Here is a 22,204-nt window from a genome sequence, read left to right as displayed (position 1 = left end):
GTCGGCGGCACTTGCCGTGGCCCGCACCGTGACCTCACAGGTCCCGGGCCCCGGAAGCGTCCCGTACCGAGACCTTGGGACGCAACATCCCCGCAGGTCAGAGGCCATCCCCTGGCGTCGGCGTCCCGAATCGTCCGCAGACTGTGGCGTACGGAGCCGATCACCGCTCAGGCTGGACTCCCCCAGCCCACCGCCCACGGAAGGCACGTACCACCATGCCCGCCCGAGCCCGTCGCACCCGCCTTCTCGCCGCCACCGCCCTGGTACTCGCCGCGTTCGCGCTGACGGGGTGCAGGGACGGGAAGGGCCTCCAGGACGAGGGCCCGGCAGCGACCCGCTCCCTGCACGCCCCCGCCGGGCACGCTCCCGCCGCACGGAACGCGAAGAGGCCGCCCGGTCGTGAACCGGGCGGCCTCCATGCTCAGAGGATCAGGCGTGGGCCAGAACCGTCTCTTCCTTCGGGTTCGGACCGTACTTGTTCACGCCCGGCTGGCTGTCGGAGCAGCTGAAGACCAGCAGCGTGATACCGCCGACGAGAGGAACGAGCCCGAACAGGAGCCACCAGCCGGAGCGGCCGGTGTCATGCAGACGGCGCACGCCGACGGCCAGGCTGGGCAGCAGGATCGCGACCTCGAAGACAAGTGCGAGGTACGGCACCTTGATCGCGAGGCCGACGGCGAGCAGCACGACATAGATGATCGCCGCGAACAGCCAGAACATCCAGTACTCCTTGCGGCGCGCGCGCCCGCTGAACACCGCGTACTTCTTCAGCACCTCGATGAACCAGCTCATGTGTGTCCCCCCAGGGATCGACGTTCGGACCATCCAGAACGGATCAGGCCAGGCGAGAAGGTAAGGACACTGACGAGAACTCGTCAATTCGGTGTGTACGGCGCAAGGGTTGAGCGCTTTTCGGACAGATCCACCGCGAATCGGTCCCGGACCCGCCACTGATCACGGAGAACGGCGGGCAACCGGGGGGTGGGAGGCGTCAGTTCATGGATCCGAGTCGCTTCCGTTGCCGAACCGAGTGCATTCCGATGCCGGCTGGTGGCCGATTCGAGGCCTGAAGGATCCCCATCCGTAGCGCGAATCAGCGCAACTTTTCCGCCACTTCGGTCGCCCAGTACGTGAGGATGTTCTGCGCGCCCGCCCGCTTGATGCCGGTCAGCGTCTCCAGGATCGCCCGGTCGCGGTCGATCCAGCCCTTCTCGGCGGCGGCCTCGATCATCGAGTACTCGCCGGAGATCTGGTAGGCGGCGACCGGCACGTCCACCGCGTCCGCGACCCGCGCGAGGATGTCGAGGAACGGTCCGGCCGGCTTCACCATCACCATGTCGGCGCCCTCTTCGAGGTCGAGCGCCAGCTCCCGCAGCGACTCACGCACATTGGCGGGGTCCTGCTGGTAGGTCTTCCGGTCCCCCTTCAGGGAGGAGCCGACGGCCTCACGGAACGGCCCGTAGAACGCGGAGGCGTACTTCACCGTGTAGGCGAGGATCGCGACGTCCTCCCGGCCGATCTGGTCGAGGGCGTCACGGATGACCCCGATCTGGCCGTCCATCATTCCGCTGGGCCCCACCACATGGGCACCCGCGTCGGCCTGGACCTGCGCCATCTCGGCGTACCGCTCGAGCGTGGCGTCGTTGTCGACGCGCCCCTGAGCGTCGAGGACTCCGCAGTGCCCGTGATCGGTCGTCTCGTCGAGACAGAGATCGGACATGACCAGGAGATCGTCCCCGACCTCGGCTCGCACATCGCGGATCGCGACCTGCAGAATCCCGTCCGGGTCGGTTCCCGGCGTCCCGAGGGCGTCCTTCTTCTCCTCCTCCGGCACGCCGAACAGCATGATCCCGGAGACCCCTGCGGCCACCGCCTCGGCGGCCGCCTTCTTCAGGCTGTCGCGCGTGTGCTGGACGACGCCGGGCATGGCGGAGATCGGCACGGGCTCGGAGACGCCCTCGCGCACGAAGGCGGGGAGGATGAAGTCCGCCGGGTGCAGCCGGGTCTCGGCGACCATGCGCCGCATGACGGGGGTGGTCCGCAGCCGCCGCGGCCGCGTGCCGGGGAAGGATCCGTACTTCGTCATGCCACCTACGCTACGCCCGGCCCACAGGCACCTTTGCCGACGGTATGTCGGGCCTGCGCAGCCGCCGGCCCCCGCGATGCGGCCCGGACCCCCCGGGTCCATCCTGAAAAAACGGCAAGGCGCAAGGACCGGGCCCCCGTCCCCTCGCCGCGCACGGCTGTCCGCCTGCGCGAAGGAGGAGGAGCAGATGACCGCCACCCACCGCACTCCGGACCTGTTCGCCCTGTCCGAGATCCACGGGCCGGTCCTGCGGCCCGGCGACGACGCCTATGTGGCCGAGGTCACCGGCTTCAATCTGTCGTCCTTCCACCACCCGGACATCGTGGTCGGAGCGGCGGGCGTCGACGACATCGTGACGGCGATGCGCTGGGCCGCAGCCACCGAAACCCCGGTGGCGGTCCAGGCCACCGGCCACGGAGCGAACTTCCCGATCGACGGCGGCCTGCTCATCAGCACCACCCGCATGACCGACGTGACGATCGACCCGGCCGAACGCACCGCGACGGTCGCCGCCGGCGCGAGGTGGCGCCACGTCCTGGAGGCGGCCGCCCCCTACGGACTCGCCCCGCTGGGCGGGTCGTCCTCGGACGCGGGCGTCGTCGGCTACACCCTGGGCGGCGGTCTGCCCGTCCTCGGCCGGACCTACGGCTACGCGGCCGACCGGGTCCGCTCCTTCCAGGTCGTCACGCCGGACGCGACCCTGCGCACGGTGACCGCCGACACCGAGCCGGACCTCTTCTGGGCCCTGCGCGGCGGCAAGGGCAACGTGGGCGTGGTCACCGAGCTGACCTGCGAACTGCTCCCGCTGCCCTCGGTCCTCGGCGGCGGCATCTACTTCCCCGGCGAACACGCGGAGACGGTCCTGCGCACCTGGGCCGACTGGACGACCACCCTGCCCACCGAGATGTGCAGCGCGTACACGATCCTGCGCCTGCCGCCGGTCCCGCAGATCCCCGAGCCCCTGCGCGGCGGCTTCTGGGCCCGCGTCGCCCTCGCCTGGACCGGCGACCCGCAGGAGGGCGAGGGCCTCCTGGCCCCCGTCCGCGCCGCCGCGCCCGTCGTCATCGACACGGTGGAGGACATGCCGTACGCCGCCATGGACCGCATCTACCTGGACCCGCACGACCCGCTCCCCGCCCGCGAGGCCTGCACCCTGCTCAGGGCGCTGCCCCCGGACGCCCGGACGGCGTTCCTGGCCCAGGCCGGCCCGGTGGTCCCGGACCTCCCGCTCCTGCTGATCGAACTCCGTCACATGGGCGGCGAACTCTCCCGCCCGGCCCCCGTCGAGGACGCCATCTGCGCCCGCGACGCCGGCTACCTCCTGGAAACGGTCGGCGTCCTGCCCGACCCCGACACCGCAGCCGCCGTGGAATCAGCCACCACGGCCCTCCACAACGCCATGTCCCCGTGGAGCACCGGCCACACGCTGGTCAACCTCCACGGCAGGCCGGGCTCCGAGAAGGACCGGGCGCGCGCCTGGACGGACGAGGTGTACACCCGGCTGAGCAGAACGAAGGAGCACTACGACCCGGCCAACCTGCTGCGCTTCGGGCATACGGTGACCTCACAACCTGCGTGAGCACCTCCAGCCCGTCTGGGGGTACCCCCCTCTGGGGGAGTTTGAGGACGAGGCCTCTCGGGCCGATGGGGCCCTGGGTGCGCAGCCCCCAGGGCCGCGCACCCCCCACATCGCTCAGGTCGTACGACGACGCCGAGCCCCCGGCCGCCGCTCACTCGGCCGAGTAACCGCGTCCCCGGCCTCCAGCGCGGCAGCGCGCCGCCGCAGCCCGAAATCGGCAAGCGCCTCGGCCAACTTGTGCACAGACGGCTCCGGAGCCATCACATCCACCCGCAGCCCATGCTCCTCAGCGGTCTTGGCGGTGGCCGGCCCGATACACGCGATCACGGTCACGTTGTGCGGCTTCCCGGCGATCCCCACCAGGTTCCGCACGGTGGACGACGAAGTGAACAGCACCGCGTCGAACCCACCGCCCTTGATCGCCTCCCGAGTCTCCGCCGGCGGCGGCGAGGCCCGCACGGTCCGGTAGGCCGTGACGTCGTCGACCTCCCAGCCGAGCTCGATCAGCCCGGCGACCAGGGTCTCCGTGGCGATGTCCGCACGCGGCAGGAACACCCGGTCGATCGGGTCGAAAACAGGGTCGTACGGCGGCCAGTCCTCGAGGAGCCCCGCAGCGGACTGCTCACCACTGGGCACCAGATCCGGCTTCACACCGAAGGCGACGAGCGCCTTGGCGGTCTGCTCCCCCACCGCGGCGACCTTGATCCCCGCGAACGCCCGGGCATCGAGCCCGTACTCCTCGAACTTCTCCCGGACCGCCTTCACCGCGTTGACGGAGGTGAACGCGATCCACTCGTACCGCCCGGTGACGAGCCCCTTCACGGCCCGCTCCATCTGCTGGGGCGTGCGCGGCGGCTCGACGGCGATGGTCGGCACCTCGTGCGGTACGGCCCCGTAGGACCGCAGTTGGTCGGAGAGCGAAGCCGCCTGCTCCTTCGTACGCGGCACGAGGACCTTCCAGCCGAACAGCGGCTTGGACTCGAACCACGACAACCGGTCGCGCTGGGCGGCGGCGGAACGCTCACCGACCACGGCTATCACCGGCCGCCCGCCCTCGGGCGAGGGCAGCACCTTGGCTTGCTTGAGCGTCTGGGCGATGCTCCCCAGCGTGGCCGTCCAGGTCCGCTGGCGGGTGGTCGTACCGGCCACCGTCACGGTGATCGGCGTGTCCGGCTTACGGCCGGCCGACACCAGTTCGCCCGCGGCCGCGCCCACGGAGTCGAGGGTCGTCGACACGACCACCGTCCCGTCGGAGACGCCCACCTCCGTCCAGCAGCGGTCCGAGGCGGTACGGGCGTCCACGAACCGCACGTCCGCACCCTGGGCATCGCGCAGCGGGACACCGGCGTACGCGGGCACGCCGACGGCCGCGGCGACACCGGGCACGACCTCGAAGGGCACGCCCGCGGCGGCGCAGGCGAGCATCTCCTCGGCGGCGTACGCGTCGAGTCCGGGGTCACCGGACACCGCACGGACGACCCGCCTGCCGCCCCGCGTGGCCTCCATGACAAGATGTGCGGCATCCCGTACCACGGGGACCCCAGCGGTTGTTGACGAGCTGTCAACAACCGCGAGCTGAGGTGTGCCCGTGCCCGGAAGCGGGTCCGAGGAAGGACCCCCGTCCGTGTGCACCTCGGCGACGCCTTGTCGGGCGTGCTGACGCACCACGTCGAGCACGTCGTGCTCGGCGATGAGGACGTCCGCGTTCGCCAGCGCCTCCACGGCGCGCAGAGTCAGCAGTCCCGGATCCCCGGGTCCGGCACCGAGGAAGGTGACGTGCCCGTGTTCAAGGCCGGCGGGAAGGGTGGTGGGGCTCAATGTGCTCGCTCCCCCATCAGACCGGCCGCGCCCTGGGCAAGCATCTCGGCAGCGAGTTCACGGCCGAGCGCCATTGCTTGGTCGTACGTCTCGGGCACGGGACCGGTGGTGGACAGCTGCACCGTGCGGGAGCCGTCGGTGGTACCGACGACGCCCCGCAGGCGCATTTCCTTGACAATCTGCCCGTCGGCCAGAAGGTCGGCCAGTGCGCCCACAGGGGCGCTGCAGCCGGCCTCCAGGGCGGCGAGCAGTGATCGCTCGGCGGTCACGGCGGCCCGGGTGAACGGGTCGTCGAGCTCTCCGAGCGCGGCGATCAGGTCCGCGTCGCCCGCGGCACACTCGATCGCCAGTGCCCCCTGGCCGGGGGCGGGCAAAACGGTGTCGACCGACAGGAAGTCGGTCACTTCATCGCTACGGCCTATCCGGTTGAGGCCGGCGGCGGCGAGGACCACGGCGTCCAGCTCACCGTCCCGCACGTACCCGATCCGGGTATCCACGTTCCCCCGTATCGGGACCGTCTCGATGTCCAGCCCGTGGCTGCGCGCGTACGCGTTCAGCTGCGCCATGCGACGCGGCGAACCCGTACCGATGCGCGCCCCGCGCGGCAGGTCGGTGAACTTCAGCGCGTCCCGGGCGACGATCACGTCGCGCGGGTCCTCGCGCAGCGGGACGGCGGCGAGCGCCAGCTCCTCGGGCTGCGCGGTGGGCAGGTCCTTGAGCGAATGAACCGCGAAGTCGACCTCGCCCCGCAGCAGCGCGTCGCGCAGCGCCGTGACGAACACACCCGTGCCGCCGATCTGCGCGAGGTGCTCGCGGGAGGTGTCGCCGAACGTGGTGATCTCGACGAGCTCGACGGGCCGTCCGGTCACCTGGCTCACGGCGTCCGCCACCTGCCCGGACTGGGCCATGGCGAGTCTGCTTCGCCTCGTCCCCAGTCTCAATGCCTTGCTACTCATGCCGGCCCTCGGTTCTTGCTGTTCTCAGATTCATCGTCGGCGCCCTCGGCCCGGGAGACGGCGGCCACCGCTTCCTGGTCGAGGTCGAACAGGGTCCTCAGGGCATCTGCGTACCCTGCTCCGCCCGGTTCGGCCGCGAGCTGCTTGACTCGTACGGTCGGCGCGTGCAGCAGCTTGTCGACGACGCGCTTGACGGTCTGGGTGATCTCGCTGCGGTGCTTGTCGTCGAGCCCGGGCAGCCGCCCCTCGAGCCGCGCGATCTCATGGGCGACGACATCGGCGGCCATGGTGCGCAGGGCCACGACGGTGGGCGTGATGTGCGCGGCCCTGAGCGCCGCCCCGAAGGCAGCCACCTCATCCGCCACGATCCGCCGCACCTGGTCGACGTCGGCCGCCATCGGGGCATCCGCGGAGGCCTCGGCGAGCGACTCGATGTCGACGAGCCGCACCCCGGCCAGCCGGTGCACGGCCGCGTCGATGTCGCGGGGCATCGCCAGGTCCAGGAGGAACAGCACGGGCGCGGGCCGCGGGGCCTCGACGACCGGCTCGGCCCTGCGGCGCTCCGGAATACGCCCGACCGTGGCCACGGTGGCGGCCAGCGCGGTGATCAGCTCGGCATCCGCCTCGGGCGCCCGCCGAGCGGCCTCACGACGGTCGACGTCCCCGTTGTCCACCCAGACGGCATGCTGCTCCAGGGTCGCCGCATCCATCCCGGCGACGGCAGCCTCCCCCATGACGGAGAACCCCTGCTGCACAGCGGGAAGATCAAGCGGACAGTTCTCTTCATCCGCGGAGCCTGCGGGCAGTCGTTCCGCTGAGCCTGCGGGCAATCGTGCCGCTTGGGCGGCACGGGTGGGCGCGGGCGGCACCCCGTCACCGCCGGGCTGCGCAACCGCCCCCGCGCCGGCACCAGCCTCCGGCACCCCGTCAACCACCCGGCCCTGCACCGCCGTAGCAACCGCTCCGGCCGTCAGCACAAGCCCAGTGGCCCCGGTACAGGACACCACGACATCGGCACGTGTCAGCTCGCGGGACACCGCATCCATCGGCACCGCACGAGCGAGCACGCCGTCGCCGGCACCCTCGTTCAAGATCTCGGCGAGCCGCTCGGCCCGCTCCCCCGTACGGTTGGCGATCACGATCTCGCCAACCCCGGCCCGCGCCAGCGTGGCAGCAGCCAGCGAGGACATCGACCCGGCCCCGATGACCAGCGCCTTCTTCCCCCGGGCCCATGCCTGCACATCCGTCCCGGACGCCAGCTGCTCCAGCCCGAAGGTGACCAGCGACTGCCCGGCCCGGTCGATCCCGGTCTCGGAGTGCGCACGCTTGCCGACCCGCAGCGCCTGCTGGAACAGATCGTTCAGCAGCCGCCCGGCGCTGTGCAGATCCTGCGCCTTGGCCAGCGAGTCCTTGATCTGCCCGAGGATCTGCCCTTCCCCCACGACCATGGAGTCGAGTCCGCAGGCCACCGAGAACAGATGGTGAACCGCCCGGTCCTCGTAGTGGACGTACAGATAGGGCGTGAGCTCCTCCAGCCCCACCCCGCTGTGCTGTGCGAGCAGCGTGGACAGCTCGGCGACACCGGCGTGGAACTTGTCCACGTCGGCGTACAGCTCGATGCGGTTGCAGGTCGCGAGCACCGCGGCCTCGGTGGCCGGCTCCGCGGCGATCGTGTCCTGCACCAGCTTGACCTGGGCGTCCGCGTTCAGCGCGGCCCGCTCCAGGACGCTGACCGGGGCGCTGCGGTGACTCAGCCCGACGACGAGGAGACTCATGCCGGCATCACGGCGGGTACGTCCCCGTCGGGCCCCTGCTCGGCGGACTCCTGGCGGGCTGCGGCGACGGGTCCCGAGCCGTCGGGACCCGCGGCCTCGGCCTCTTCGCCGGCCTTGCGCTGCTCGTGGAAGGCGAGGATCTGCAGCTCGATCGACAGATCCACCTTCCGCACGTCCACGCCGTCCGGGACGGACAGCACGGTCGGCGCGAAGTTCAGAATGGAGGTGACCCCGGCGGCCACGAGCCGGTCGCAGACCTGCTGGGCGACGCCCGGCGGGGTGGTGATCACGCCGATGGAGACGCCGTTGTCGGAGATGATCTTCTCCAGGTCGTCGCTGTGCTGCACGGCGATCCCGGCGACCTGCCGTCCGGTCATGGCCGGATCGGCGTCTATGAGGGCCGCGACACGGAAACCACGGGAGGCGAACCCGCCGTAGTTGGCGAGGGCGGCACCGAGGTTACCGATACCGACGATCACAACCGGCCAGTCCTGGGTGAGCCCCAGCTCACGCGAGATCTGGTAGACGAGATACTCGACGTCGTAGCCGACACCGCGCGTTCCGTACGAACCCAGGTAGGAGAAGTCCTTGCGCAGCTTGGCGGAGTTGACCCCCGCCGCGGCCGCGAGCTCCTCGGAGGAGACCGTGGGTACCGAGCGCTCCGACAGTGCGGTCAGGGCTCGGAGGTACAGCGGAAGCCTGGCGACGGTGGCCTCGGGAATCCCTCGGCTACGGGTCGCCGGTCGGTGAGTTCGGCCAGTTGCCACGGTGCTCCTGCGGGTAGAGCGGGGCTGTAGGCGGTCACACGTACCCAGACCGCCCCGTCGACAGCAGGCTATGTCTTTGTGAACGCGTGCACAAAGATGGTGTCCGTTTTGCCCGGCCAACGTGACCGGGGTCACGCGCCCCCGGCGCACAGGTGCGGAACCGGCGCACACGCACCACCGCTTCTCATCTCGTGGGGGCAAAACCGCACACTCTCCTCTTACGATCCCCGCCCCCGAGACCAGTCGCCGTCGATCCTAAGCGAGGTTCCGGACGACTTGGACTACTCAGTCAGTGCCTTGCGCAACCGCTGCTCGTCCACGCGCCAGAAGGTGTGCTGCCGGCCGTCGACGAGAACCACGGGAATCTGCTCCCAATACTGGTCGTGAAGCTGCTGGTCCAGGGAGATGTCCTTCGCCTCCCACGCCACCCCCACCTCCGCGCACACCTTCTCCACCACGAGCTGTGCGTCATCACACAGATGGCACCCGGGCTTGCGAATGAGAGTGACGCTCCGGCTCCGGGCGTCCTGGGCCTTACGGCGGAAGAGGGGACTCATGTCAGCCATTCTCGCGCCGGCGCACGGCGGCGGCACGCCCGCGAAAACACCCAAGGCGCGGGTGGATCGGATCAGTTCTTTAACGACACGGTCGCGGAGAGTTCACAACGTTCAAACCTCTGGCGTCTGGAGGCACCGAACAAACTGGCTATGCTCACGGGCATGGCCGCTCTAGGATGGCTCACTCCCCGTAGGCGCTCCGCCACGGCGCGGAGCGTGTTGGCAGGCGAGGCCTCGGCAGAGGCAGCGCGCAAGTCCTCGCAGGACGTCCCCCCGGAGGAACCGGAGTTCCCGGTGCTCGGCGACGACAAGGCCGCAGCCTTCTTCGACCTCGACAACACCGTGATGCAAGGTGCTGCCATCTTCCACTTCGGGCGGGGCCTGTACAAGCGCAAGTTCTTCGAGACCCGCGACCTCGCCAAGTTCGCCTGGCAGCAGGCGTGGTTCCGGCTGGCCGGCGTCGAGGACCCGGAACACATGCAGGAGGCCCGCGACTCGGCCCTCTCCATCGTGAAGGGCCACCGCGTCGCGGAACTCCAGTCCATCGGCGAGGAGATCTACGACGAGTACATGGCCGAGCGCATCTGGCCGGGCACCCGCGCACTCGCCCAGGCCCACCTGGACGCGGGCCAGAAGGTGTGGCTGGTCACCGCGGCCCCGGTCGAGATCGCCACGGTGATCGCCCGCCGCCTCGGCCTCACCGGCGCCCTGGGCACGGTGGCCGAGTCCGTCGACGGCGTCTACACCGGCAAACTGGTCGGCGAACCCCTCCACGGCCCCGCGAAGGCGGAAGCGGTCCGCGCCCTCGCCTCCGCCGAAGGCCTCGACCTCTCCCGTTGCGCCGCGTACAGCGACTCCCACAACGACATCCCCATGCTGTCGCTGGTCGGCCACCCCTACGCGATCAACCCCGACGCCAAGCTCCGCAAACACGCCCGCAACCTCGACTGGCGCCTGCGCGACTACCGCACCGGCCGCAAGGCAGCCAAGGTGGGCATCCCCGCAGCAGCAGGCGTAGGCGCGGTGGCAGGCGGCACAGCAGCAGCAATCGCCCTCCACAAACGCCGCCGCTGACCCGGCCCGGACGGCCACGCAACCCGACCGCCCTGCCCCCGGACCACCGCTGCGCCGCAAGTCAGCCGGGGGAGCAGGCGAACACCGGTACGCCGCAAGCCAGTCCGCAGGCCGGCGCCCGCGAGCTCCGGGCGCGACCCCGCACCCCTTCAGCCCGTCCGGCGCTTGAGGACGAGGCCGTTCAGGCCGACCGGGTCCGGGGCGGAGCCCCGTGGGGTTTCAGGGGCGGAGCCCCTGGCGGGGTCGAAGGGGCGGAGCCCCTGGCGGGGTCGAAGGGGCGGAGCCCCTGGGGACGGGACGGGTAGGGGCGGCGGGGGCGAGAAAAACGTCAACGCCCGCACCACTCCCTGATCACACCGCGACCAGCCCCGCCCCGAACACGCCAATCCCCACGACCTACCCCCACACCCCCTGTCCAGTCCCATTGGCTGCACACGGCCACAACACGCCCCGTTCCCACTCGAAATACGCCTCATACCGATCAACAACCAGTCACGCTACGGCACTTGATAGGCCGCCAATCGGTTACAGAAGCGACGTAATCGATGATTTGAGCAACTGGGTGTAGCAGCGCCTGTACGAAGCGTTATTCTCCTCAGACGCAAACCGGTACCCCTCCGTCGCTACGACGGGTGAAAGGTCCCGCACTGCACGTGATGGAAGCTCTGCCTCTGGGAGTCCCGTGTACCCACACGTCGGGGTTGACGCCTCGGGCCTGGCTACGCTGCGCGCAACGGTCCAAGACCTGTTGCGCGGCTTCGTCCCCACCGCGTACGCCGTCCCCGCCCTAGCCGTAGCCAGCACCCCCGTCGGCCCGTGCTACGCCCTCGCCGACGGCAGCACCGCCGCCGTCGGCAGACGCAGCCGCGCCGCCGGCGCCACCACCACCCGCCGCCCGGCCGCGGACAGCGACAGCGCCCGGATGATGGACCTCGTCGAACGCGCCCAGGCCGGCGAGGCCGACGCCTTCGGCCGCCTCTACGACCAGTACAGCGACACGGTCTACCGGTACATCTATTACCGCGTCGGCGGCAAAGCCACCGCCGAGGACCTCACCAGCGAGACGTTCCTGCGCGCCCTGCGCCGCATCGGCACCTTCACCTGGCAGGGCCGGGACTTCGGCGCCTGGCTGGTCACCATCGCCCGCAACCTCGTGGCCGACCACTTCAAGTCGAGCCGCTTCCGCCTCGAGGTGACCACCGGCGAGATGCTCGACGCCAACGAGGTCGAGCGCTCCCCCGAGGACTCCGTCCTGGAGTCCCTCTCCAACGCCGCCCTGCTCGACGCCGTACGACGCCTCAACCCCCAGCAGCAGGAGTGCGTGACGCTCCGCTTCCTCCAGGGCCTCTCGGTCGCCGAGACCGCCCGCGTGATGGGCAAGAACGAGGGCGCCATCAAGACCCTCCAGTACCGAGCCGTACGCACCCTGGCCCGCCTCCTCCCGGACGACGCCCGCTGACGGAACGCGCGAAACGCACGGAACGACGGAAACTCCCCCGGCACCCACACCGGGCCTGACAGAACACACCGGTACACGCTCAGTGATACCCAACTAGCTGTCAGTGAAAGTCCGTTGGCTCCCCGATCCGATCATCCGTCGTCCGTAACCCAAGTGCCGAGACACTCGTTGTGCGGGATGCAGGCTCCCTGTGGTCACTCCCTGGCCGTCTCCGATCACTCGATCGTGTGGATGTGGTCAGCGTGTGCAACCCTCAGGACCCCCTGGGGAGTCGACCGTCATCACGAGAGGAGGTGCCGCCAGTGATCGCGAACGTATCGGCACACCGGCGGGCGAACGCCTTCGCCCAGGCCCTGGAGGAGCAGCCGGACCAGGGCACGGCGGCCGAGCAGTCCGAAGGACCGGCCCCGGCCCCGGCTGCTGCGGAACAGACCGAGCAGGGCCGGCTGTTGGCCCTCGCGGAGTGCCTCGGCGAGCTGCCCAGACCGGAGCTCGACCCCGAGGTCAAGGTCGTCCAACGAGCACAACTGGTGGCCGCGTTCGAGGCCATGGTGCAGGAGGGCGCCGGCGGCGAGGCGGCGGACACGGCGGTACCCGAGCAGCGCTCCCGCGGCGCGCACCGGGCGAGCCCACTGGGCAAACTGCGACCGCGGTCGCGGCTGACCAAGGGGCTGGCCGCGGGCGGGCTCAGCGTCGGAGTCGCGGCGGGCGCCTTCGGCGGAGTCGCCGCCGCCAGCTCGGACGCCCTGCCCGGCGACTCGCTCTACGGACTCAAACGCGGCATCGAGGACTTCAAGCTCAACTACCTGTCCGACGGGGACGACGAGCGCGGAGTGGCCTACCTCGATCAGGCCTCCACCCGGCTCGCCGAGGCCCGCCGCCTGATGGAGCGGGGCCGCGGCGGCGGCCACCTCGATCACGAGTCCGTGGGCGAGATCCGCCGCACCCTGTCGGGCATGACGCGCGACGCGTCCGAGGGCCACCGGCTGCTGCACGAGGCGTATGAGCGCGACCCGGGGTCCCTCGGCCCCATCCAGGCCCTGTCCGCCTTCTCCCGCTCGCACCGCGAGGTCTGGGGCGCCCTGCGCCAGAAGCTCCCGGTCCAGCTCGGGGACGTCAGCAACCAGGTGTCGTCGGTGTTCGCCGCCATAGACGAAGAGGTCGCCCCGCTGCAGTCCTTGCTGCCTCCGTCCACATCCCACGGCGGCGGCCACGGCAAGCACCACGGCCCGGGTGCGGCGTCCAAGGGCACACCCGGCTCCGGCCGGGGATCGTCGCCGTCCGGCACCGGCAGCGGCTCCTCCAAGCACAGCCACTCCAGCAGCCCCAGCCAGTCGGCCGGCTCCACCGGCGAGGGCCTGCTCGGCGGCAGCACCGGCGGCCTGCTCGAGCCACCCAAGGACACCGGCAGCGCTTCCCCGTCGTCCACCAAGTCCCCGTCCACCGAACCGGACGTGACGATCCCGCCCTTGCTCCCGGGCCTGCTCCCCGGCCTCGGCATCGAAAGCGGCGAGACAAACCAGTAGCCCGTACGGCAACGGGGGCGCCCCTCTGGAGAGGGGCGCCCCCGTCGTCGTACGAAAAACCTCAGAAGAACACCGACCGCCGCTGCACCAGCAGCTTGTACAGCGTGTGCTGGATCTGCTCCCTCACCTGGTCCGTCAGGTTGAACATCAGCATCGGGTCCTCCGCGGCCTCCGGCGGATAGCCCTCCGTCGGGATCGGCTCACCGAACTGAATCGTCCACTTCGTCGGCAACGGCACCGCACCCAGCGGACCCAGCCACGGAAACGTCGGAGTGAGCGGGAAGTACGGGAAGCCCAGCAGGCGGGCCAAGGTCTTCGCGTTGCCGATCATCGGGTAGATCTCCTCCGCCCCGACGATCGAGCACGGGATGATCGGCGTGCCGTGGCGCAGGGCGGTGGAGACGAAGCCGCCGCGGCCGAAGCGCTGGAGCTTGTAGCGCTCGCTGAAGGGCTTGCCGATGCCCTTGAAGCCCTCCGGCATGACTCCGACCAGCTCGCCCTGGCCGAGCAGCCGTTCCGCGTCCTCCGCGCAGGCCAGGGTGTGGCCGAGCTTGCGGGCCAGTTCGTTGACCACCGGCAGCATGAAGACGAGATCCGCCGCGAGCAGGCGCAGATGGCGGCCCTCGGGATGGTTGTCGTGGACGGCGACCTGCATCATCAGTCCGTCCAGCGGGAGCGTCCCGGAGTGGTTGGCGACGATCAGCGCGCCGCCCTGAGACGGGATGTTCTCCATGCCCTTCACCTCGACCCGGAAGTACTTCTCGTACACCGGCCGCAGCAGGGACATCAGGACCTGGTCGGTCAACTCCTCGTCGTAGCCGAAGTCGTCGACCTCGTAGTCGCCGGTGAGGCGGCGGCGCAGGAAGCCCAGGCCGCTCGCGACGCGTCGCTCCAGGCCACCGTCGTGCTGCGGCCGCGGGGGCGGCTGTTCCTCATGCGTCACAGGAACATCATCCTGCGTGCGCGCCCTGCTGGGCAGGGGCTGGACGTCGCCGACCAGCGCGGGTTCCGTGGCCTTGCGTCGGCTCCCCACGCCCCGGCGCCGCGGCGGCCGCTGTACGGCGCTCCCACGGGACCGATCGTCGTCGAACGGAATGACCTTGGCATCCGCCATCGTTGATGCGCTCCTCAGTTGGCGCTCTGCGTCGGGGGGTGGCCGCTGCCCGGCAGGGACAGCGCGGCGATCCGGTCGACGGCCCCCACAAGGGCCTCCGGCGGCAGGAGCCCGGGTCCGTGACTGCGCGCGAAGTCCGCGAACGTCTCCGCGGTCGTGTACTTCGGCTTGAATCCGAGCGTCTCACGCATCTGGTCCGTCGCCACGACCCGACCGTGGGTCAGCAGCCGGATCTGTTCGGGCGAGAAGTCCGTCATGCCCAGCGTACGCACCAGGGAGCCCGCCCAGGTGACCGCGGGCAGCAGCAGCGGCACCGTGGGCCGGCCGAGCCGCCTGGAGCACTGGGAGAGCAGCAGGACGCCGTCGCCGGCGATGTTGAAGGTGCCGCTGTTGAGGGTGCCCCGCTCCGGCTCGTGCGAGGCGATCCGCAACACCTCGATCACGTCGTCCTCGTGCACGAACTGCAGCCGCGGGTCGTACCCGAACACGGTCGGCAGGACCGGCAGCGCGAAGTAGGAGGCGAGCGGCGTGTCCGCGTTGGGCCCCAGGATGTTCGCGAACCGCAGCACGCACACGGCCACATCCGGCCGCCGCCGCGCGAAGCCCCGTACATACCCCTCGACCTCGACGGTGTCCTTGGCGAAACCGCCGCTCGGCAGGGACTTGGGCGGGGTCGTCTCGGTGAACACCGCGGGATCACGGGGCGCGGACCCGTACACGTTCGTACTGGACTTCACGACGAGCCGCTTCACGGTCGGCGACTTCTGGCAGGCGCCGAGCAACTGCATCGTGCCGATGACGTTGGTTTCCTTGATCGCGGCCCGGCTGCCGCTGCCGAGCCCGGTCGCGCTCACATCCATGTGGACGACCGTGTCGGCGCCCGTCTCGGCGAGCACGCGCGCGATGGTCGGCTGCCGGATGTCGGCCTGGATGAAGTCGGCACCGCCCAGGTGGTGCTCGGGTGGGACCGCGTCCACGGCGACGACCCGGTCCACCTGCGGGTCACGCTGGATCCGTCGTACGAACCGGCCCCCAAGCCTGCGGGCCACTCCGGTCACGAGCACGACCTTGCCCAAGATCTGCGCCTTCCTTCCAGCCCATCCGGTACTCGTAGCCTGCCGCGTTCCCCGTATTCGGCCAACTTAGCGGGTCGATGTTGCGCTGTGATGACCACCCAATGCACGAAGTGACGACATCCACAGACGTACGAACAGACCAAGCCATGTGAAACACGTGCGTACGCACAGGCCTTGTGCGAGGTCCTGTGCGCTACTGGGAGCTTCTGTGAACTCCAAACGCGTGTGGCCCCCCACCGGTTGCGGTGGGGGGCCACAGAACACGCTCCTGGAGCGTCGCCTACTTCTTGTTGCGACGCTGAACGCGCGTGCGCTTGAGCAGCTTGCGGTGCTTCTTCTTGGCCATCCGCTTGCGCCGCTTCTTGATAACAGAGCCCACGACTACCCTCGCTCACTTCTCATCACTCGGTGCTGGGCGCCATGGGCCCATACGACCTACGAGGGGTCAGCCTACCCGCCCGAGCGCTGAGGTCGTAATCGAGGGTGCCGGGGGAGATCCCGAAGTGCCCTGAGGATCCCCCCGGGGATCGCCGTCAGGCGGTTTCCACCCCCACGTAGCTCTCGCGGAGGTACTCGTGAACCGCGTTCTCGGGGACGCGGAAGGACCGCCCCACCCTGATCGCGGGCAGATGACCGCTGTGCACCAAGCGGTACACGGTCATCTTCGACACTCGCATCACCGAGGCGACCTCCGCCACGGTAAGGAACTGAACCTCGCTCAGAGGCCTCTGCTCAGCAGCCATGACACACCTGAACCTTCCGCACTCGACGGCCACCGGCTTCCCCTTCCGGTGACTCTTCGTCGCTGCGTGCTCACTCCCCAATGTAGGGGCGGGTGATGCGAGTGGGGAAGAGGTGCACCCATCGGCGGCCTACTGTGACAGACACGCTCGATTGAGTACGTAGCGGGTAAGCGGCCGGTAGTAATCAGACCGCACAGCGTCATCAAGTGGAACGACGACGGACACGGACCCCTCGGCCTCTCCCACGAAGAGCGCGGGGTCGTCCGTATCGGCAAGACCAATGGCCTCGAACCCCAGCTGACCTGCCCCGCAGACCCAGCCATGGTCCCCGACGACCAGTTCGGGAAGCGGCCCGCCGGCCTCGGCCGCCGCGGCCAGCGCGGTACGAACCGGGAGCGGTGAATGCGTGTGTGCGCCGGTCGCACAACCGGGGCGAGGCGCGCCGGGCTCCCGCACCAGCGCGACGCCTTGTACGTAGTCAAGGTTGTACGTGCGTAGACCGAACCGGGTCGTTATGTCGACACAGCGACCATGCGCCGGTGTGAGGACGGTACATCCCGCCGCCGACAGCGCGTCCGCCAAGGCGGCGTAGAAGCCGAGCAGCCGGTGCGGGTGACCGGTGCCGAGGAGCACAGGGGCGCTGCGCTGGGCGGCTGCGGCCAGACGGTCCGCGAAGGCATCCAGAGCGGTCAGAGTTCGCTCCGGATCGATCACGTCATGGCCGGAGACATGCCGCGGATCGGCAGAGACCCCACACTTGTCCGCCATCAACTCGATCAGATCCCGCTGCGCCCACGACCATTCGGGGTCGAGCCCGATCAGCACGCGGGGGTCGCCGGCAGCGAACAACCGATAGCTGCGCAGGCTCTCCTCCCGGGAGGTGGCCACGGGCCCGGCGAGACGAGCGGCCAGGAGATGGGCCCGCAGGGCTCCGGTGCTCAACACACATCGATGGTGGCGGACGGGGCCGACCAGGAGCATGCGAACGCGTAAACACCGCACAGTTGGCGTAACGGCTCTCGTGACACTGGTGACAGAACAGGGACACAACAGCCCACAACCGTCGAAGCGGCTCCCTGGTCTCACTGTGCGTGGACGGAACGACCAACCGTCCGCACCTCATCGGCCAACACATCACCAGGGGGAACACCATGAACCTGTCCCGTCACGCCACGACCGCCGCCGCACTCACCGTGCTGGCGCTCGGCGGCACGGTCGCCGCCACCGCTCCGGCCTCGGCGGCCACCACCAAGGCGGCAGCCGCCTCGTACAACGGTGCCTGCGGCGCCGGCTACAAGGTCATCGACTCCACCCCGGTCGGCAACTCCGGCAAGGTGTTCCTGACCTGGAACGAGTCGACCGGCAAGAACTGCGCCGTGACCATCCGCAACACCCCGGGCGCGAAGATCCACATGGAGGTCACCCTCGGGGCCCTCGACAGCGGCCAGCCGACCGCCAGGGACTCCGGCCAGTACACAAGCTACGCCGGCCCGGTCTACATCAACGGCCGTGGCCACTGCGTCGCATGGGGCGGCACCATCGGCACCGCCTCGGCCGGCGACTCGGGCCACTGCAGCTGACACGACACCGGGGGCGGGCCCCGACGCCCGCCCCCGGGCACCCCTACGCCAGCAACCCCCGCAGCGGAAACACAGCCCGCCGCGTAGCCAGCACCGCCTGATCCAACCGGTCCGCAGGGTCGTACCCCGCCTCCCAGGAGGGGTACGACACCGGCCACCGCCCATCAGTCATCCGCGCCGGCGCCAACTGCCGCGTCCGCGCGAACACTTCCTGCCGCCACCCCTCCGGGATCACGGCCTCCGGGGCGATCTCCCGCCCCGCCGCGATCCCCACGAGATGCGTCCACGACCGCGGCACGACCTCGACCACCGCGTAGCCACCACCACCCAGCGCGACCCACTTCCCGCCGGCGTACTCGTGCGCAAGCGCATGGCAGGCGACCTGCACGGCCCGCTGGGCATCCAGCGACACCGCCAGATGCGCCAGCGGATCCTCGAAATGCGTATCGGCCCCGTGCTGCGTCACCAGCACCTGCGGCCGGAAATCGGCGATCAGTTCAGGTACGACGGCATGGAAGGCCCGCAGCCACCCGGCGTCCCCGGTCCCGGCCGGCAGCGCCACATTGACGGCCGAGCCCTCGGCCGAGTCCGCCCCCGTCTCCTCCGGCCACCCGGTCTGCGGAAACAACGTCCGCGGATGCTCGTGCAGCGAGATCGTCAGCACCCTCGGGTCCTCCCAGAAGGCCGCCTGCACCCCGTCCCCGTGATGCACGTCCACATCGATGTACGCGACGCGCTCGGCGCCCAGCTCCAGCAGCCGGGCGATCGCCAGCGCGGCGTCGTTGTAGATGCAGAACCCCGAGGCACTTCCCGGCATGGCATGGTGCAGCCCGCCCGCGAAGTTCACCGCGTGCAGCGCGTCCCCGCGCCACACCGCCTCCGCGGCCCCGACCGACTGCCCTGCGATCAGCGCGGACACCTCGTGCATCCCGGCGAAGGCGGGATCGTCCACCGTGCCCAGCCCGTACGCCCCGTCCGCCGCCTCCGGATCCGCCGATGCCGCCTTCACCGCGTCGACGTAGTCCTCCCGGTGGACGAGCCTCAGGGTCGACTCCCCGGCGGACTTCGCCGCCACCACCCCTACCTCCTTGTCGAGCCCGAAGGCATCGACAAGACGCCTGGTCAGGGCGAGCCGGACCGGATCCATCGGATGGTCCGGACCGAAGTCATAGCCCGTTACTGCCTCGTCCCACATCAGCTGTGCGCGGCCGCTCATGCCCGCCACCGTATCGGTCCGGTTGAGGAGCGAACGACCTGGCGTAGACGACGGTCACCAGCACCAACACCATCGGCACGGCCATGGCCCCGCGGTAGCTCCACGCATCCCCCAGCGCACCCACCAGTGGCGAGCCGATCAGAAAGCCCACGTAGTTGAACACATTCAGCCGCGCGACGGCCGCATCCGACGCATGCGGGAACAACCGCCCGGCCGCCGCGAAGGTCTGCGGCACCAGCACACACAGCCCCAGCCCCAGCAGCGTGAACCCGAGCATCCCCACCCACGCCCCCGGCGCGACGGCCACCACCGCGAACCCCAGCGCCGCCACCAGCGCCCCCAGCCGCACGACCGCCACCGCCCCGAACCGCCGTACCCCCAGGTCCCCGAGCGACCGCCCCAGCAGCGTGGTCACCATGTACACGTTGTACGGCACGGTCGACAGCTGCTCCGAGCTCCCGAGCACGTCCTTCAGATACTTGGCACTCCAGTTGGAGACGGTCGAGTCCCCGATGTACGCGAAGGTCATCACCAGACACAGCGGCAGCAGCAGCTTGAAGACGACGGACTGCCCCTGCGCCTGGCCCTCCCCGCCCTCCGATACGTCGACGGAGGCACCCGAGTCGACGTACCACCGGCTGCCGACCAGCGTGGCCGGCAACAGCACCGCGACGACCGGCAGATAGGACACCCACAGCGCCAGATGCCAGTGCGCCCCCGCCCAGGCCAGCGAGGCCCCCACGATCCCGCCCAGGCTGAACGCCGCATGGAAGCTGAGCATGATGCTGCGCCCGTACGCCCGCTGCAGGCTCACCCCGAGCATGTTCATCGAGGCGTCGAGCCCGCCCACCGCCAGCCCGAAGGCCCCCAGCGCGATCCCCAGCTCGGCCAGGTGATCCCCGGACCCGACGCCGAGGAGCGCCAGGAGCACCACGGGCTGCAGGCACCGCAGGAGCAGCCCGGGCCGTATTCGCTTCACCAGCTGCTCGGTCGTCACACTCCCGACGCCGGCCAGGATCGGCACGGCGGCCAGGAAGGCGGGCAGCAGCGCGTCGGAGACCCCGTACCGGTCCTGAATGGCCGGGATACGGGTCACCAGAAGGGCGAAGGTGGCGCCCTGGGCAAGGAAGCTGAACGCCAAAGAGGCCCTACCGCGCCGCAGCACATCTGTCATGGCGGCGAGCGTAGGGCCCCGGGCTACCTGTGGGTAGATCAAGCCAAAGATGAATTTCCCTCAGCTTTACCTTCTCTGTCAGGCGGCGACGGCGATGGTGCTACGAGCAGCCGCTTCCTCGGCCTCCACCTCGGCGCGGACCATCTCCTCCATCGGCCCGGCAGCCAGCCCACCGCTCACGACGAAGGTCAGCACCATCACACCGGCCATCAGGACGCCTCCGAGCCAGACCATGGTGTCCACGGGGACGGTGTACGCCCCCACGACCCGCGCCACGCACTCGGCGAGCAGGGCCACGCCCCAGACCACTGAGAACGTCCGCTCCTTGCGCAGGAAGCCCGCCGAGGCCGCCGCCCGGCCCGAGGCCAGCCGCTGCCACGCAGCCTCCTTCTTCGGGTCGCCCTTCACCAGGAAGGGCTTCATCCCCGCGGTCATCATCGGCCGCCCGAGAGCCACCGAGACCAGGATGCCGATAGCGACGGTGCTGCTGACCGCCCCGTCCTTGGCGAGCATCAGCCGCGGGTCACCGGAGACGAAGCTCAGCAGCAGAGAGACCACGTTGACCACGAGGATGAGCCCCGCCAGCCCGTTCGTCCTGCGCTCCTTCACCAGGCTCCAGACGGTCCGCACCGCGGGGACGACGCTGCTCCAGGCGAGCGCCGCGAAGGTGCTCATCCCGAAGGCGTCCTTGAACAGGTAGTACGAACCGAGCGGGACCGCCACGTCCACGATCAGCGGGCGGAGGTTGTCGAGCGCGCTGGGAGTCTGGTTGCTGCTCTGGCCCTGGGACACCGTGTTCGTCGTCATGCCCTCAGCTTCCCGTCCGGCACCCGGTCGCCAGTAGAAACGATCGTCCGGAGCTCGGCATGACAAATGTCAGCCGCCCACCGATGCCGACGTCATACGAGCAGGTCAGCCAACTCCCCGAGCTCACTGAAGAGTTGGGTCGCCCCGACCAGCCGCTCAGCCGGCGTCATGGCGGTGAACCCGTACACGTCCATCCCGGCCGCCACAGCCGCCTGCACCCCCAGCGGACTGTCCTCGACGACCACACAACGCTCCGGCGCGACTCCCATCCGCTCGGCGGCGTAGAGGAAAAGGTCCGGCGCCGGCTTCCCCCGCCCCACATCCTGCGAACTGAAGATCCGCCCCTCATCGAACCACCGGTCCAGCCCGGTCTTCCGATGCCCCACCCGAATCCGCTCATGACTCCCTGAGGACGCGACACAGTACGGCACCCCGTCGGCGGCCAGCTTCTCCACGACACCGAGGGCCCCCGCAACCGGCTCCAAGTCCCGCTCGAACGCCTCAAAGACCCGCGCATGGAAGACGTCGTCGAAGTCATCGGGAAGCCTCTGCCCGGTCCGCTCCTCGATCAGGTCATGGATCCGGTGCATGGCAGAGCCCATGTAGTCGCGAAGGGACTCCTCGTAGGAGGTCTGGTGCCCCAGCTCGGTGAGGTAGGCGGCCAGAAGCCGGTTGGAGATGGGCTCGCTGTCGACGAGGACACCGTCATTGTCGAAGATCACGAGGTCATAGCGCATAACTCGAGCCTAAACGCAGAAAACCCCCGTACCGAATAAACGGTACGGGGGTTTCCTCAACAATTGTTCGGCGGCGTCCTACTCTCCCACAGGGTCCCCCCTGCAGTACCATCGGCGCTGTAAGGCTTAGCTTCCGGGTTCGGAATGTAACCGGGCGTTT

21 protein-coding genes and 1 rRNA gene are annotated in these 22,204 nt (G+C 69.9%); 5 read left to right on the top strand and 17 right to left on the bottom strand.

What is annotated here, in order from left to right; all coding sequences use genetic code 11:
- Positions 1 to 429: 429 nt before the first annotated feature.
- Together ACFY1U_RS05615 and hemB are read right to left on the bottom strand one after the other, a co-directional pair.
- Positions 430 to 792, bottom strand: a complete 363-nt coding sequence (locus ACFY1U_RS05615; protein ID WP_390692869.1) for a DUF805 domain-containing protein — start codon at positions 790 to 792, stop codon at positions 430 to 432.
- A 301-nt stretch (positions 793 to 1,093) separates the two neighbouring features.
- Positions 1,094 to 2,086, bottom strand: a complete 993-nt coding sequence (gene hemB, locus ACFY1U_RS05610) for a porphobilinogen synthase (protein ID WP_390692868.1) — start codon at positions 2,084 to 2,086, stop codon at positions 1,094 to 1,096.
- 187 nt (positions 2,087 to 2,273) lie between these two features.
- On the opposite strand from hemB, the gene ACFY1U_RS05605 reads away from it, so the two are divergent.
- The gene (locus ACFY1U_RS05605; protein ID WP_390692867.1) at positions 2,274 to 3,665 is read left to right on the top strand and encodes an FAD-binding oxidoreductase; all 1,392 of its coding nucleotides are present in this window, start codon (positions 2,274 to 2,276) and stop codon (positions 3,663 to 3,665) included.
- 114 nt (positions 3,666 to 3,779) lie between these two features.
- Here the strand turns inward: ACFY1U_RS05605 and ACFY1U_RS05600 are convergent, their stop codons facing one another.
- The 5 genes from ACFY1U_RS05600 to ACFY1U_RS05580 form a co-directional block, all read right to left on the bottom strand.
- A complete protein-coding gene (locus tag ACFY1U_RS05600) occupies positions 3,780 to 5,483 on the bottom strand; it encodes a uroporphyrinogen-III synthase (RefSeq protein WP_390692865.1) in 1,704 nt (567 codons plus the stop codon).
- Entirely contained in the window at positions 5,480 to 6,439 is a 960-nt protein-coding gene (gene hemC, locus ACFY1U_RS05595; protein WP_390692864.1) for a hydroxymethylbilane synthase, read from the bottom strand. Before hemC ends, ACFY1U_RS05600 begins: the two co-directional genes overlap by 4 nt.
- Positions 6,436 to 8,214 carry a glutamyl-tRNA reductase gene (locus ACFY1U_RS05590; RefSeq protein WP_390692863.1) on the bottom strand — a complete coding sequence of 593 codons (1,779 nt, stop codon included), beginning with the start codon at positions 8,212 to 8,214 and terminating at the stop codon, positions 6,436 to 6,438. The genes hemC and ACFY1U_RS05590 overlap by 4 nt, the downstream gene beginning before the upstream one ends.
- The gene (locus ACFY1U_RS05585) at positions 8,211 to 8,981 is read right to left on the bottom strand and encodes a redox-sensing transcriptional repressor Rex (RefSeq protein WP_099930622.1); all 771 of its coding nucleotides are present in this window, start codon (positions 8,979 to 8,981) and stop codon (positions 8,211 to 8,213) included. Before ACFY1U_RS05585 ends, ACFY1U_RS05590 begins: the two co-directional genes overlap by 4 nt.
- Positions 8,982 to 9,262: 281 nt before the next feature.
- The gene (locus tag ACFY1U_RS05580; protein WP_390692862.1) at positions 9,263 to 9,538 is read right to left on the bottom strand and encodes a glutaredoxin family protein; all 276 of its coding nucleotides are present in this window, start codon (positions 9,536 to 9,538) and stop codon (positions 9,263 to 9,265) included.
- A 162-nt stretch (positions 9,539 to 9,700) separates the two neighbouring features.
- On the opposite strand from ACFY1U_RS05580, the gene ACFY1U_RS05575 reads away from it, so the two are divergent.
- The 3 genes from ACFY1U_RS05575 (at position 9,701) to ACFY1U_RS05565 (ending at position 13,597) form a co-directional block, all read left to right on the top strand.
- Entirely contained in the window at positions 9,701 to 10,612 is a 912-nt protein-coding gene (locus ACFY1U_RS05575; RefSeq protein WP_390692861.1) for an HAD family hydrolase, read from the top strand.
- A gap of 682 nt (positions 10,613 to 11,294) precedes the next feature.
- Positions 11,295 to 12,071: an ECF subfamily RNA polymerase sigma factor, BldN family gene (locus ACFY1U_RS05570; protein ID WP_030945620.1), complete on the top strand. Its 777-nt coding sequence runs from the start codon at positions 11,295 to 11,297 to the stop codon at positions 12,069 to 12,071.
- 302 nt (positions 12,072 to 12,373) lie between these two features.
- Entirely contained in the window at positions 12,374 to 13,597 is a 1,224-nt protein-coding gene (locus tag ACFY1U_RS05565; RefSeq protein ID WP_390692860.1) for a DUF5667 domain-containing protein, read from the top strand.
- A 61-nt stretch (positions 13,598 to 13,658) separates the two neighbouring features.
- Here ACFY1U_RS05565 and ACFY1U_RS05560 read toward each other — a convergent pair whose 3' ends face one another.
- From ACFY1U_RS05560 to ACFY1U_RS05540, 5 genes are all read right to left on the bottom strand, one after another.
- Positions 13,659 to 14,711 (bottom strand): lysophospholipid acyltransferase family protein, encoded by a 1,053-nt coding sequence (locus ACFY1U_RS05560; RefSeq protein ID WP_390692859.1) that lies wholly within the window; start codon positions 14,709 to 14,711, stop codon positions 13,659 to 13,661.
- Between the two features lie 14 nt (positions 14,712 to 14,725).
- Positions 14,726 to 15,787, bottom strand: coding sequence for an NAD-dependent epimerase/dehydratase family protein (locus tag ACFY1U_RS05555; RefSeq protein WP_390692858.1), 1,062 nt, complete (start codon positions 15,785 to 15,787; stop codon positions 14,726 to 14,728).
- 280 nt (positions 15,788 to 16,067) lie between these two features.
- Entirely contained in the window at positions 16,068 to 16,166 is a 99-nt protein-coding gene (locus ACFY1U_RS05550) for a 30S ribosomal protein bS22 (protein WP_003948845.1), read from the bottom strand.
- A gap of 154 nt (positions 16,167 to 16,320) precedes the next feature.
- Positions 16,321 to 16,530, bottom strand: coding sequence for a helix-turn-helix domain-containing protein (locus ACFY1U_RS05545; RefSeq protein WP_016437488.1), 210 nt, complete (start codon positions 16,528 to 16,530; stop codon positions 16,321 to 16,323).
- Between the two features lie 129 nt (positions 16,531 to 16,659).
- The gene (locus tag ACFY1U_RS05540) at positions 16,660 to 17,475 is read right to left on the bottom strand and encodes a phosphatase (protein WP_390693651.1); all 816 of its coding nucleotides are present in this window, start codon (positions 17,473 to 17,475) and stop codon (positions 16,660 to 16,662) included.
- 206 nt (positions 17,476 to 17,681) lie between these two features.
- Between ACFY1U_RS05540 and ACFY1U_RS05535 the strand changes: the two genes are divergently transcribed.
- Positions 17,682 to 18,110 (top strand): spore-associated protein A, encoded by a 429-nt coding sequence (locus ACFY1U_RS05535; protein WP_390692857.1) that lies wholly within the window; start codon positions 17,682 to 17,684, stop codon positions 18,108 to 18,110.
- A gap of 43 nt (positions 18,111 to 18,153) precedes the next feature.
- On the opposite strand, the gene ACFY1U_RS05530 is transcribed toward ACFY1U_RS05535, so the two are convergent.
- The 5 genes from ACFY1U_RS05530 to rrf form a co-directional block, all read right to left on the bottom strand.
- On the bottom strand, positions 18,154 to 19,326 hold the full coding sequence (locus ACFY1U_RS05530; RefSeq protein WP_390692856.1) for an acetoin utilization protein AcuC: 1,173 nt from the start codon (positions 19,324 to 19,326) through the stop codon (positions 18,154 to 18,156).
- A complete protein-coding gene (locus ACFY1U_RS05525) occupies positions 19,277 to 20,500 on the bottom strand; it encodes an MFS transporter (protein ID WP_390692855.1) in 1,224 nt (407 codons plus the stop codon). Before ACFY1U_RS05525 ends, ACFY1U_RS05530 begins: the two co-directional genes overlap by 50 nt.
- A gap of 78 nt (positions 20,501 to 20,578) precedes the next feature.
- A complete protein-coding gene (locus ACFY1U_RS05520; protein ID WP_390692854.1) occupies positions 20,579 to 21,307 on the bottom strand; it encodes a VC0807 family protein in 729 nt (242 codons plus the stop codon).
- A 92-nt stretch (positions 21,308 to 21,399) separates the two neighbouring features.
- Positions 21,400 to 22,044, bottom strand: coding sequence for an HAD family hydrolase (locus ACFY1U_RS05515; protein ID WP_390692853.1), 645 nt, complete (start codon positions 22,042 to 22,044; stop codon positions 21,400 to 21,402).
- A 65-nt stretch (positions 22,045 to 22,109) separates the two neighbouring features.
- Positions 22,110 to 22,204, bottom strand: a 5S ribosomal RNA gene (rrf, locus tag ACFY1U_RS05510); the annotation flags it as partial.

It is taken from the genome of Streptomyces sp. NPDC001351 (assembly GCF_042896045.1).
Classification (GTDB): domain Bacteria; phylum Actinomycetota; class Actinomycetes; order Streptomycetales; family Streptomycetaceae; genus Streptomyces.
Note: the sequence above shows the minus strand (reverse complement) of the source record. Positions and strands in the feature narration are given on the sequence as shown.

What these genes read in the sequence shown, in the direction of transcription:
- ACFY1U_RS05605 (WP_390692867.1), top strand. Translation starts at nt 2,274, where the DNA reads ATGACCGCCACCCACCGCACTCCGGACCTGTTCGCCCTGTCCGAGATC.
- hemB (WP_390692868.1), bottom strand. Translation starts at nt 2,086, where the DNA reads ATGACGAAGTACGGATCCTTCCCCGGCACGCGGCCGCGGCGGCTGCGG.
- ACFY1U_RS05590 (WP_390692863.1), bottom strand. Translation starts at nt 8,214, where the DNA reads ATGAGTCTCCTCGTCGTCGGGCTGAGTCACCGCAGCGCCCCGGTCAGC.
- ACFY1U_RS05575 (WP_390692861.1), top strand. Translation starts at nt 9,701, where the DNA reads ATGGCCGCTCTAGGATGGCTCACTCCCCGTAGGCGCTCCGCCACGGCG.
- hemC (WP_390692864.1), bottom strand. Translation starts at nt 6,439, where the DNA reads ATGAGTAGCAAGGCATTGAGACTGGGGACGAGGCGAAGCAGACTCGCC.
- ACFY1U_RS05520 (WP_390692854.1), bottom strand. Translation starts at nt 21,307, where the DNA reads ATGACGACGAACACGGTGTCCCAGGGCCAGAGCAGCAACCAGACTCCC.
- ACFY1U_RS05580 (WP_390692862.1), bottom strand. Translation starts at nt 9,538, where the DNA reads ATGAGTCCCCTCTTCCGCCGTAAGGCCCAGGACGCCCGGAGCCGGAGC.
- ACFY1U_RS05560 (WP_390692859.1), bottom strand. Translation starts at nt 14,711, where the DNA reads ATGGCGGATGCCAAGGTCATTCCGTTCGACGACGATCGGTCCCGTGGG.
- ACFY1U_RS05515 (WP_390692853.1), bottom strand. Translation starts at nt 22,044, where the DNA reads ATGCGCTATGACCTCGTGATCTTCGACAATGACGGTGTCCTCGTCGAC.
- ACFY1U_RS05615 (WP_390692869.1), bottom strand. Translation starts at nt 792, where the DNA reads ATGAGCTGGTTCATCGAGGTGCTGAAGAAGTACGCGGTGTTCAGCGGG.
- ACFY1U_RS05530 (WP_390692856.1), bottom strand. Translation starts at nt 19,326, where the DNA reads ATGAGCGGCCGCGCACAGCTGATGTGGGACGAGGCAGTAACGGGCTAT.
- ACFY1U_RS05535 (WP_390692857.1), top strand. Translation starts at nt 17,682, where the DNA reads ATGAACCTGTCCCGTCACGCCACGACCGCCGCCGCACTCACCGTGCTG.
- ACFY1U_RS05525 (WP_390692855.1), bottom strand. Translation starts at nt 20,500, where the DNA reads ATGACAGATGTGCTGCGGCGCGGTAGGGCCTCTTTGGCGTTCAGCTTC.
- ACFY1U_RS05545 (WP_016437488.1), bottom strand. Translation starts at nt 16,530, where the DNA reads ATGGCTGCTGAGCAGAGGCCTCTGAGCGAGGTTCAGTTCCTTACCGTG.